1 protein-coding gene is annotated in these 229 nt (G+C 34.9%); it reads left to right on the top strand.

What is annotated here, in order from left to right:
* On the top strand, positions 1–229 hold a 229-nt coding region (locus tag SB660_RS24310; RefSeq protein WP_410585218.1), incomplete at both ends, for a DUF421 domain-containing protein.

Genomic DNA, 229 nt, shown 5'->3' with positions numbered 1-229 from the left:
ATTATTACTATTAAATCTAAAAAAGCGCGTGTGCTGATTGACGATAAGCCCACTATTGTTATTCAAAATGGGCTTATTTTAGAATCTGCACTAAAGAAAAATCGTTTACACATGGATGAGCTAACAATGATGTTACGTGAACAGGCTGTGTTTTCCGTTCAAGACGTCCAATATGCCATACTAGAAACTACTGGTAATTTAAGTGTATTATCTAAACCTACAGAGCAAC

The sequence above is a fragment of the Bacillus sp. SIMBA_005 genome, from assembly GCF_046535585.1.
Taxonomy (GTDB): Bacteria; Bacillota; Bacilli; order Bacillales; family Bacillaceae; genus Bacillus; species Bacillus pumilus.
The sequence above is the reverse complement of the archived record's forward strand: the minus strand, read 5'-3'. Positions and strand labels throughout refer to the sequence as shown.